At 63.3% G+C, this 9,396-nt stretch carries 13 protein-coding genes; 10 read left to right on the top strand and 3 right to left on the bottom strand.

Features of this window, described 5'->3' with window-relative positions; genetic code table 11:
• The first annotated feature begins 97 nt into the window (after nt 1–97).
• The 6 genes from mepA (at nt 98) to modC (ending at nt 4,276) form a co-directional block, all read left to right on the top strand.
• A complete protein-coding gene (mepA, locus tag QZ213_RS19015) occupies nt 98–1,045 on the top strand; it encodes a penicillin-insensitive murein endopeptidase (RefSeq protein ID WP_291687643.1) in 948 nt (315 codons plus the stop codon).
• A 164-nt stretch (nt 1,046–1,209) separates the two neighbouring features.
• Nucleotides 1,210–1,419, top strand: coding sequence for a TOBE domain-containing protein (locus tag QZ213_RS19010; RefSeq protein WP_291687642.1), 210 nt, complete (start codon nt 1,210–1,212; stop codon nt 1,417–1,419).
• Nucleotides 1,420–1,421: 2 nt separating this feature from the next.
• Complete coding sequence (locus tag QZ213_RS19005) at nt 1,422–1,928, top strand: hypothetical protein (RefSeq protein WP_291687641.1); 507 nt, start codon at nt 1,422–1,424, stop codon at nt 1,926–1,928.
• 184 nt (nt 1,929–2,112) lie between these two features.
• A complete protein-coding gene (modA, locus tag QZ213_RS19000) occupies nt 2,113–2,898 on the top strand; it encodes a molybdate ABC transporter substrate-binding protein (protein WP_291687640.1) in 786 nt (261 codons plus the stop codon).
• A gap of 5 nt (nt 2,899–2,903) precedes the next feature.
• Complete coding sequence (gene modB / locus QZ213_RS18995; protein WP_291687639.1) at nt 2,904–3,599, top strand: molybdate ABC transporter permease subunit; 696 nt, start codon at nt 2,904–2,906, stop codon at nt 3,597–3,599.
• A 2-nt stretch (nt 3,600–3,601) separates the two neighbouring features.
• Nucleotides 3,602–4,276: a molybdenum ABC transporter ATP-binding protein gene (gene modC / locus QZ213_RS18990; protein ID WP_291687638.1), complete on the top strand. Its 675-nt coding sequence runs from the start codon at nt 3,602–3,604 to the stop codon at nt 4,274–4,276.
• Nucleotides 4,277–4,303: 27 nt separating this feature from the next.
• On the opposite strand, the gene QZ213_RS18985 is transcribed toward modC, so the two are convergent.
• Nucleotides 4,304–4,654, bottom strand: coding sequence for a DUF3147 family protein (locus QZ213_RS18985; protein ID WP_291687637.1), 351 nt, complete (start codon nt 4,652–4,654; stop codon nt 4,304–4,306).
• Between the two features lie 214 nt (nt 4,655–4,868).
• Here QZ213_RS18985 and QZ213_RS18980 point away from each other — a divergent pair, with 214 nt between their 5' ends.
• The gene (locus QZ213_RS18980; protein WP_291687636.1) at nt 4,869–5,303 is read left to right on the top strand and encodes a hypothetical protein; all 435 of its coding nucleotides are present in this window, start codon (nt 4,869–4,871) and stop codon (nt 5,301–5,303) included.
• Nucleotides 5,304–5,415: 112 nt separating this feature from the next.
• A complete protein-coding gene (locus QZ213_RS18975) occupies nt 5,416–6,303 on the top strand; it encodes a DUF1259 domain-containing protein (RefSeq protein ID WP_291687635.1) in 888 nt (295 codons plus the stop codon).
• Nucleotides 6,304–6,344: 41 nt separating this feature from the next.
• Here QZ213_RS18975 and QZ213_RS18970 read toward each other — a convergent pair whose 3' ends face one another.
• Together QZ213_RS18970 and QZ213_RS18965 are read right to left on the bottom strand one after the other, a co-directional pair.
• Entirely contained in the window at nt 6,345–7,559 is a 1,215-nt protein-coding gene (locus QZ213_RS18970; protein WP_291687634.1) for an MFS transporter, read from the bottom strand.
• On the bottom strand, nt 7,556–7,822 hold the full coding sequence (locus QZ213_RS18965; RefSeq protein WP_291687633.1) for a DUF1127 domain-containing protein: 267 nt from the start codon (nt 7,820–7,822) through the stop codon (nt 7,556–7,558). The genes QZ213_RS18970 and QZ213_RS18965 overlap by 4 nt, the downstream gene beginning before the upstream one ends.
• Nucleotides 7,823–8,064: 242 nt before the next feature.
• On the opposite strand from QZ213_RS18965, the gene QZ213_RS18960 reads away from it, so the two are divergent.
• Together QZ213_RS18960 and QZ213_RS18955 are read left to right on the top strand one after the other, a co-directional pair.
• Nucleotides 8,065–9,090, top strand: a complete 1,026-nt coding sequence (locus QZ213_RS18960) for a TRAP transporter substrate-binding protein (protein ID WP_291687632.1) — start codon at nt 8,065–8,067, stop codon at nt 9,088–9,090.
• A 73-nt stretch (nt 9,091–9,163) separates the two neighbouring features.
• Nucleotides 9,164–9,396: TRAP transporter small permease subunit (locus QZ213_RS18955; RefSeq protein WP_291687631.1), on the top strand; the 233-nt coding region annotated here is incomplete at its 3' end.

The raw sequence follows: 9,396 nt of genomic DNA, 5'->3' as shown, positions 1-9,396 counted from the left end.
GTAGAACACCGAGCTCTGGATCAAGCAATTACGATTGGCGCAGCTTCTCCGCGGGCGCCGAATCCGTGATACGCTCGCCGCCATATTGAGTGATCCGATGAAGTCCCGCTTGATTTTCTGCCTGCTCCTGATCCCTGCCGCGGTTGCCGGTGCCAGCCTTGTGCAGGCGCAGGACAAGGGCAGCGTCCATCCGAAGCCGCTGCCGCCGCTGGTCAATCCCAACGATCCCAAACTGGGCGCCAAGGAATTGTTCGGTCGCAAGGTGCTGCCGGCGGCGATGCCGACGCACGTGATCGGCTTCTACGCCAAGGGCTGCATCGCGGGCGCCGAAGCGCTGCCGCTTACCGGTGACACCTGGCAGGTGATGCGGCTGTCGCGCAATCGCAACTGGGCGCATCCCGACATGGTCAAGCTGTTGGAGCGGCTTTCGGTCAAGGCGCACAAGGAAGCGGGCTGGCCGGGCATCCTGGTCGGCGACATGTCGCAGCCGCGCGGCGGTCCTATGTTCACCGGCCACGCCAGCCATCAGGTCGGACTGGACGCCGACGTCTGGCTGACGCCGATGCCGAACCATGTGTTGTCGCGCGAGGAACGCGAGGAAATGTCCGCGGTCATGATGGTGCGCCCCGACCGGCTCGACGTCGATCCGCACGTCTTCACGCCGGGCCATCTCGCGGTCATCCGCGACGCCGCGCAGGAGCCGACCGTGCAGCGGATCTTCGTCAACGCGGCGATCAAGAAGGCGCTGTGCCGCGAAGCCAAGGGCGACCGCAGCTGGCTTTCCAAGATCCGGCCGATGTACGGCCACGACTATCACTTCCATATCCGCATCAAATGTCCGCCCGGCAGCACCGACTGCGAGAGCCAGCCGGAGCCGGCGGAGAGCGAAGGCTGCAGCGCGGATGATCTGGCCTTCTGGTTCAAGGATTCGATCATCCACCCCCAGCCGCCGAAAGAGCCGCCGAAGCCGAGGCCGCCGATGACCTTGGCGCAATTGCCGACCGCCTGCCGCCAGGTGCTGGCCGCGCCGGACGCCAAGCCATAGCGACACGGTTTCAATCGGCGCGAGAATGCGCTAGAGTAAAGAAGCCATCGCGCCGTAAGCGCGACCGGCATTTTGGGACGGCGGTCCCGGCTTCTTCATCTTTGCAGATCCCCAGCAGATGCGTGGCGATGCCGCGCAGCTAGCGCCATTCCGTGAGGACCGCCATGCGCATCAGTGCACGCAACCAGATCAAGGGTATTGTCGTCGAAGTGAAGAAGGGCGCGACCACCTCGCATGTCCGCGTCGATATCGGAGGCGACAATATCTTGACCTCCTCGATCACCAACGAGGCCGTCGATGAGCTGGGCATCAAGGCCAAGAGTGCGGTTACCGTCGTGGTGAAGGCCTCCGACATGATGATCGGGGTGGATTGACCATGCGTACACCTCTCCTGATCGCGCTGATGCTGCTCGGGACCGCTCCCGCATGGGCGGCGGAAGAACCGAGCGGCTGCGACAAGTTCAAGTGGAACATCGAGCAGGAAAGGGCGGCGCTGACCGCGCCGGATCGCGTCAAGCTCGCATCCGGCGCCGACCTCGCCGCGCTGCCGTCGACCGGGATGACGCTCGCCTTGCGAACGCCCAGTGAGGCAAGACTGCCCTCGCCGCCCGAACGCGCGCTGAAGGAAGGCACCTTTGCCGGTTTTGCCAATATCAAGGCTGCGTCGAAGGCCGGCCTGTATACGGTCAGCCTGTCCGCCGGCGGTTGGGTCGACGTGATACAGGATGGGCATTTTCTCAAGCCGAAGGCTTTCAGCGGCGCCACCGACTGCGACGGCATCCGCAAGACCATGAAATACGAGCTTTCGGCTGGCCCCTTCGTGCTGCAGGTCAGCGGCACCAAAGAGGATTCGGTATCGATCGCGATCCTGCCGTCCGAATAGACGGGAACAAGGGCCCTTTACCGGAAAGCCCAGCCTGCTATTGTTTTTGCGCTGCGATATCCCGATCGGCCGTAAGTCGCCGGGAGCAGCGGAACGGCGCTTCCGCCTGTCGCATTCGATTTTCAACCAACGCCTGTTTTGCGCGCGCCGACAAGCGTGCCGCGAACCCGCACGGAGCGCCACCATGTATCGTCTCGCCCGAACTCTTACTGCCCTTGTCATCCTGTGCGGAGCGGCCGTTTCGCCCGCCCTCGCCGAGGACAAGAGCATCACCGTGTTTGCCGCGGCTTCGATGAAGAACGCGCTCGACGACATCGATGCAGCCTTCACCGCCAAGACCGGCGTCAAGGTCGCCGCCAGCTATGCCGCGAGCTCGACGCTGGCAAAGCAGATCGAACAGGGCGCGCCGGCGGATATCTTCCTGTCCGCCGACACCGACTGGATGGACTATGCGACGGCCAGGAAAAACATCAACGAACCGACGCGGGTCAACCTGCTCGGCAACAGCATCGTGCTGATCGCGCCGAAAGATTCCAAGATCGACAATGTGACGATCGGCCAGGGCTTCGATCTGGCCAAACTCGCCGGCGACGGCAAGATCGCCACCGGCGACGTAAAGGCCGTGCCGGTCGGCAAATACGCCAAGGCGGCGCTGGAAAAACTCGGCGCGTGGCAGGCGGCCGAGCCGAAATTCGCGATGGCCGACAGCGTGCGCGCCGCGCTGACGCTGGTGGCACGCGGCGAAGCGGCGCTCGGCATCGTCTATTCGACCGATGCCAAGGTCGAGCCCGGCGTCAAGATCGTCGGCACCTTCCCCGCGGACTCCCACCCGCCGATCATCTATCCGGTCGCGGCGACGACGACTGCAAAACCCGAAGCCGCCGAATATCTTGCCTTCCTGCGTTCGTCGTCGGCGAAAACCGTTCTCGAAAAATACGGATTCACCTTCCTGATGCGCCCGACCTCCTGAGCTTGGTGTTCGACATCTCACCAACGGAATGGACGGCGGTCCAGCTTTCGCTGCGGGTCGCCACGGTGGCGACGCTGGTGGCGACGCCGCTCGGGATCGCCGTGGCGTGGCTGTTGGCGCGGCGCGATTTCTGGGGCAAGGCGGTGCTCGATGCGCTGATTTACCTGCCGTTGGTGCTGCCGCCGGTCGTCACCGGCTATCTGCTGCTGCTGACGTTCGGGCGCCGCGGCCTGGTCGGCGCGTGGCTCGCGGACCATCTCGGCATCGTACTCGCGTTCCGCTGGACCGGTGCGGCGCTGGCCTGCGGCGTGATGTCGTTTCCGCTTCTGGTGCGCCCGATCCGGCTCTCGATCGAAGCGGTCGACCGGCGGCTGGAACAGGCGGCGGAAACGCTGGGTGCTGCGCCTTTCCGGGTATTCCTGACCATCACCTTGCCGCTCGCGCTGCCGGGCGTGCTGGCCGGCATGGTGCTCGGCTTTGCGAAAGCGATTGGCGAATTCGGCGCCACCATTACCTTCGTGTCGAACATTCCCGGTGAAACCCAGACCATCTCCTCGGCGATCTATTCGCTGATCCAGACCCCGGACGGCGACAGCGCGGCGCTGCGGCTGGTGGTGGTTTCGGTTCTGATTGCGTTTGCGGCGCTGGTTGCCTCCGAGGTGCTCGCGCGGCGCGCCACCAAGCGCCTGCACGGGAATTGACCATGCTGCGCGTCGACGTCGCAAAACAGCTCGGCGAATTCTCGATAGAAGCTTCCTTCACCAGCGAGGGGCGCGTTACCGGCCTGTTCGGCGACTCGGGCGCCGGCAAGACCTCGCTGATCAACATGATCGCGGGCCTGCTGCGGCCCGATCGCGGCATCATCGCCATCGACGGCGAGACGCTGGACGACACCGCGGCGCAGATCCATGTCCCGGCGCATCGCCGCCGCATCGGTTATGTGTTCCAGGACGCCCGGCTGTTCCCGCATCTGGATGTCAGGCAAAATCTCGACTACGGCCGGCGCATGAATCGGTTGGCCGACGATCCCGCGCAACGCCAGCGCGTCATCGACCTGCTCGATATCGGCGGCCTTCTGGATCGACGGCCCGGCCAATTATCCGGCGGCGAGCGCCAGCGCGTCGCGTTCGGACGCGCGCTGTTGTCAAAACCGAGATTGCTGCTGCTGGACGAGCCGCTGGGGTCGCTGGATGCGGGCCGCAAGGTGGAGATCCTGCCCTATCTGATACGCCTGCGCGACGAGGCCAGGATACCCATGGTGTATGTCAGTCACGATGTCGCCGAACTGCGCCAGTTGGCGACGCAGATCGTGATGCTCCGGCGCGGACGCATTGCCGCCTTTGGCGGCGTGAAGGTGCTGCCGGGGACATCTGCCTGAGGCCGAGAACAGCCGATTCAGCCACTGTCAGAGATTGATCCCGAACCGCGCCAGCACCGCTACGGTGACAATGTACAGCACTATCGTAAGAACACAGCTTGCGCCCATGCTGGGCCAGAAACCTACTCCGGCCCTGAGCATCGCCGGAAGAACCAGGAACATCGGCAGCGACGGCAGGACATACCAGAATGTTGATTCCGCGTGACTGGCGATCCGCTCGGCATCGCCGGTATCGCGCCACAGCCACAGGATTCCCAACAGCGACACCAAGGGCAGCGACACGATCAGCGCCCCCAAAGCGGGACTGCGCTTCGCGACCTCGGACACCACGGCGATGATGACGCCGGATAACGCACACTTGATAATGAAGTAGACCATTGGGTTTGCCCTTTCCGCTGCATCATGGCGCAAGAAAGGATGAGTGTTCCATCGGCAATTTCGATCGGTTCCCGATCACCCATTTCGTTTCGACGAAAACCGCCCCTTGCCTTTGCAGCGGGTGCAAATTAAAAAGGTCGCAGGGGAAAGGCAGTCTCCCCTCGAGACCACGGTCCAAGTGCTGCGCAACGCTCGACGTGTCGAGGAATTGCGCATGGGCCACACCAAGAACTCCATTCCTACAGTCGACTATTACGCCCGACCGCGACTAGCTCCCTTGCTCCTGGTGCTCGCGCTTGCACCGCAAGCTCACGCGGCGGACCGCTTTGACAAGCTGTCCGGCGCGCAAATCGCAGCAACGCTCGGCGGCATGCAGGTCACCGACGAGGTGCACTGGTGCGAGGTCTATGGGCGGGACGGCACGCTTCGAAGCTATGCGATGCGACGCGTTCATCTCGGTACCTGGCGGATCCGGGGCAACGAGATCTGCATCGATTTCGGCCATGACGCCGACGGGAACTGTTTCGAGGTCTGGCTGCAGGGCAACAAGGTCGTGATGCAGCGCGACGCCGAGGACAATTATCCGACCGAAGGAATCCTTGAAGAGCCCACGGACGCCACGCCGGTTGTGGCGGTTGGGAAGCCGTAAAGACGCCGCCATGGACCTTGGCCGGACAGCATCACACACAGTCCGACGCCATAGGGCATATCGCTCGTCTGAAATCGTGAATTGGGGCGCAGCAGCAAACAGGAGTTTTGACATGACGAACAGACTTGCACTTGCGGCGCTACTTGCCGCGCTAACGATGCCTGCGTTCGCGTACGCCGCCGAGATCGACTGGAACAAGGTCGACGCCGCGCTCGGGAAGTCGGCGGTGCTGTCGGGCGATGTGCATCGCTACGGCTTGCCGCGTTCCGACCTGAAGGTGACGCTGGACGGTGTCGCCATCAAACCAGCCCTCGCCTTGGGCGGCTGGGTTGCGTTCGCGCCGATGGGCGACGAAGCCATGGTAATGGGCGACCTCGTGCTGCTCGAAACCGAGATCACGCCCGTCATGACCAAGCTCCTGGACGGCGGTCTCGACATCACCGCCATCCACAACCACATCCTTCGCGCCTCGCCCGCCACCTTCTACATGCATGTCGGCGGGCATGGCGATCCGGAGAAGATGGCAACCGTCATCCGGTCGGCGCTGGCATCGAGCAAAACGCCGTTCGATCCTCCGACCACCGGGGCCGCGCCGGCGCCTGCGATCGATCTCGATACCGCCAAGCTCGATGAAATCATGGGCGTCAAGGGTACCGCGACCGGCGGCGTGTATCAGTTCGGCGTGCCACGCCGCGATCCACCGTTGGAGATGGGAATGAAGGTGACCGGCCCGCTCGGCGGCGCCAACGCCATCAACTTTCAGCCGACCGGCAACGGCAAGGCCGCGATCACCGGCGACTTTCTGGTGACGGGAAACGAGGTCAGCCCGCTGATCCGCGCCTTACGCGCGAACGACATCGAAGTGACCGCGATCCACAGCCACATGCTGGACGAGCAGCCGCGAATGTTTTTCATCCACTTCTGGGCCAATGACGACGCCCTGAAGCTGGCACGGGGTGTGCGCGCCGCGCTGGAGAAGACGGCGATCGCCAAGAGCTGAGGCTGCCCCCTGCTCGCTTGCCTGGACTTGCCGTTCCGGCATCACGATTCCTCAGGCGGTTTCGTGTGCCGGAACATTCCGAGCAGGGTCACGTCATAAACGATCTTGAGGCATCCGCACACCACCAGCGGCAATGCCGAAAACGGCCCCGCCAGCATGAAGCCGGCCATCGCGGGGCTGATGGAAGAGGCCAGGCTGCGCGGCACCGCGGTCACGCTCGCCGCCGCAGTGCGTTCGGCAGGCGTGACCACGGCCATGACATAGGACGATCGAGTCGGCACATCCATTTGCGACAGGGCCGACCGGATCAGCAGGAGAATGAGCACGACGGTCAGGTTCGATGAGAACGCGACCGCGATCAGGCAAAGGCTCGATGGAATGTGGGTAAATACCATCGTGTTGACGAGCCCGATGCGTCTGGCGAGCCATGCGGCGACCGGAAACGAAATCGCGCTCAACAGGCTGGCGCAGAAGAAGAAGGCGCTTGCCGCACCAAGCGATAAATCAAACCGCTGGAAGAGCCACAGGACCAACAGCGACTGAACGACGAAACCGCCGGCAAAGGCGTCAAGACTGAACAGGGCGGCGAGCTTGTAGACGATCTTGCGCGACGGCCCGAGCGCCTGGCCGGGGCGGGATGCCGCGCGCATGTGGTCGCGGGGCAGACGGCTGTAAAGAAACGCCGCCAACAGTCCGAGCGCCGCGTAACCGTAGAACATCAGCCGCAGCGCGCCGATCTCCGGCAACCCCCGCGCGGTCAAGAACTCGGGCAAGGCGGCCGCGAGCGATCCGGCGGCAGCGGTCAGCGAGCCGATCAGGCTGTAGCGGGCGAACACCCCGGTGCGGTTCTGGTCGCTGGTTTCCTGCGTCAGCAAAGCGTGCTCGAGGGGAATCAGCATTCCCAAGTCGCCGGCCGAAGGATTGATGGTTCCTAAGAAAGCGACGAGCAGGACCGGCGCGACCGCTTCGACCATCGGGAAGACAAGCCCCGTGAGAGTGGCAAGTCCGGCGCCGATCAGAAACAGGTTTCTGAGATCGTAGCGGGGTGCGACGAACCCGACCAGCAATGTCAGAGCAGCTGTTCCAAGCAATGAGGCACTTGCGACGATCCCGACTTGCTGCGGGGAAAGTCCGATGGCCAAGAGATAGACAGGCAGGATGATAACGGCGAAACCATCGCCGAATCCGCGCAACGCCCTCGCGCCGTACAGATTTAAGATGTCCGACCGCGGCTTCGCATATGCAAGACTGGTCATCGGTAGACCTGCCACATCAATGCGTCGATGCAGGAGGATTTGAGCGCCGTTTCGTCGGCATCCGGCCTTGATATTCCGATATCGGCGAGCAGCCGATCGTCAAGTTCGAGAAGTTGCGCGTACTGACGCCGGCGCTCACGCCGCGCGGCAATCCCTGTCAGCCACGAGAGCGGGACTTGCCAGAACCGTCCACGGTCCGGGAACGACGCTAAGGCTGCCTGGGTGTTGTTGGTTGGTGCAAAACTCGCGCTGCCGCAAGACATGTCTCACCTCCACAATGGAGCGAGACAACGCTTGGCTGCGAAAGCTCATCGGGCGGTTGTCGACGGCCCGAGCTGGTATTTGTATCACGCCGGCCCTTGGGGGACAATTCTTTCTCAGGATCGTTCAAATCGCCGCCCACCCACTGGCAAGCCGCCCGCTATCCTGTAAGCTTGCCAACGGACTGGCGGATCTGCCCGGCCGCCGGACCGCAACAAAAAAAGCAAAGCTTGGAGGATTCCCCATGTCAGCTCCCAGGAGCCGTGTCTCGTTCGATCGCCGCACGCTTCTGCGTGCGGGCGCCGGCATGGCCGGCATTCTCGCCACCGGCCGCGCGCCGGTCTTCGCGCAAACCGCGCCGAAAAAACTCGTGTTCGCGCATATCAACGCGGTCCCGGAATCGGCCGCGGTCGCGTTCGACTGGATGGCGAAGGAATTGACCGCGCAGTCCAAGGGCGCGCTCGAGATGCAGTTCTTCGGCAAGACCCTGATCCCGCAGGAGCTGGAGATCATGAACGCGGTCAAGTCCGGCAGCATCGCGATGGGCAGCCCGGCCGGCGCCGCCGCAACGGTGTTTCCGGAAATGGGCGCGCTGCTCGTGCCTTATCTCGTGAAGGACTACGGCTCGGCCTACGCCATGCTCAACGGGCAGATCGGCGGCAAGATCAGCAAGCAGATAGAGGACAACTACAAGCTCAAGGTGCTCTGCTATTTCGATTACGGCTTCCGGCATTTCTGGACGTCAAAGAAGCCGATCGTCGAACCGAAAGACCTGCGGGGCCTGAAAATCCGCGTGCAGCAGGCCAAGATCTTCGGCGACACCATCAACGGGCTCGGCGGCAGCGCGGTGCCGATGGCGTATGGCGAGGTTGTCACCGCCGCCAAGCAGGGCGTGATCGACGGCGGCGACCTGCCGATTGTCAACATGAAGGCGCTGAAGATCTACGAAGTGTCGAAATACGCCTCGCTGACCTATCACAATTACGGCCCGACCAATGCGGTGATGAACCTCGACATCTGGAACGGGCTCACGCCCGAGCAGCAGAAGCTGGTGATGGATCTGTCGCGCGCCGCGCAGGAGAAGATCAGGCAGGCCACCGAGTCGGTCGACAATTTCGCCAAGGCCAAGGAGGAACTGGAGCCGCTCGGCATGACCGTGGTGGAAGCCAAGGTCGAGGAATTCCGCAAGGTGGCGCAAGCGAAGATATGGCCCGCCTACAAGAGCCAGTACGGCGCCTTGTGGGACGAGATCGAAGGCTTCAAGGCCTGAGCCAGCATCGGGGCCGGAGAAAAGTGCTCGGCCTCATCGCCCGTCCCATCCGCCCGCCAGGATTCCATCGCGCATGTTGCGTATTCTCTCTGCCGTCCCGAAAATAACGGTCACGGCCCTGATCATCCTTGCCATCCTCAACCTGTTGGTCGGCGTGATCCTGCGCTATTTCGTTGGCGCCATCACCGACTGGCTCGATGTCGACCCGGTGCCGTTCACCTGGGTCGAGGAAGTCGGCGAGCTGTCGCTGGCTTGGCTGACGCTGATCGGTGCGGCGATCGGCATCCAGTCACGCTCGCATTTCAC

The organism is Bradyrhizobium sp., assembly GCF_017881085.1.
Classification (GTDB): Bacteria; Pseudomonadota; Alphaproteobacteria; order Rhizobiales; family Xanthobacteraceae; genus Bradyrhizobium.
The sequence above is the reverse complement of the archived record's forward strand: the minus strand, read 5'-3'. Positions and strand labels throughout refer to the sequence as shown.

Excerpts from the sequence above, each read along its gene's own strand:
- QZ213_RS18960 (WP_291687632.1), top strand. The coding sequence starts at position 8,065 with ATGTCAGCTCCCAGGAGCCGTGTCTCGTTCGATCGCCGCACGCTTCTG.
- QZ213_RS18965 (WP_291687633.1), bottom strand. The coding sequence starts at position 7,822 with ATGTCTTGCGGCAGCGCGAGTTTTGCACCAACCAACAACACCCAGGCA.
- QZ213_RS18975 (WP_291687635.1), top strand. The coding sequence starts at position 5,416 with ATGACGAACAGACTTGCACTTGCGGCGCTACTTGCCGCGCTAACGATG.
- QZ213_RS19010 (WP_291687642.1), top strand. The coding sequence starts at position 1,210 with ATGCGCATCAGTGCACGCAACCAGATCAAGGGTATTGTCGTCGAAGTG.
- modC (WP_291687638.1), top strand. The coding sequence starts at position 3,602 with ATGCTGCGCGTCGACGTCGCAAAACAGCTCGGCGAATTCTCGATAGAA.
- QZ213_RS18970 (WP_291687634.1), bottom strand. The coding sequence starts at position 7,559 with ATGACCAGTCTTGCATATGCGAAGCCGCGGTCGGACATCTTAAATCTG.
- QZ213_RS19005 (WP_291687641.1), top strand. The coding sequence starts at position 1,422 with ATGCGTACACCTCTCCTGATCGCGCTGATGCTGCTCGGGACCGCTCCC.
- QZ213_RS18985 (WP_291687637.1), bottom strand. The coding sequence starts at position 4,654 with ATGGTCTACTTCATTATCAAGTGTGCGTTATCCGGCGTCATCATCGCC.
- QZ213_RS18980 (WP_291687636.1), top strand. The coding sequence starts at position 4,869 with ATGGGCCACACCAAGAACTCCATTCCTACAGTCGACTATTACGCCCGA.
- mepA (WP_291687643.1), top strand. The coding sequence starts at position 98 with ATGAAGTCCCGCTTGATTTTCTGCCTGCTCCTGATCCCTGCCGCGGTT.
- modA (WP_291687640.1), top strand. The coding sequence starts at position 2,113 with ATGTATCGTCTCGCCCGAACTCTTACTGCCCTTGTCATCCTGTGCGGA.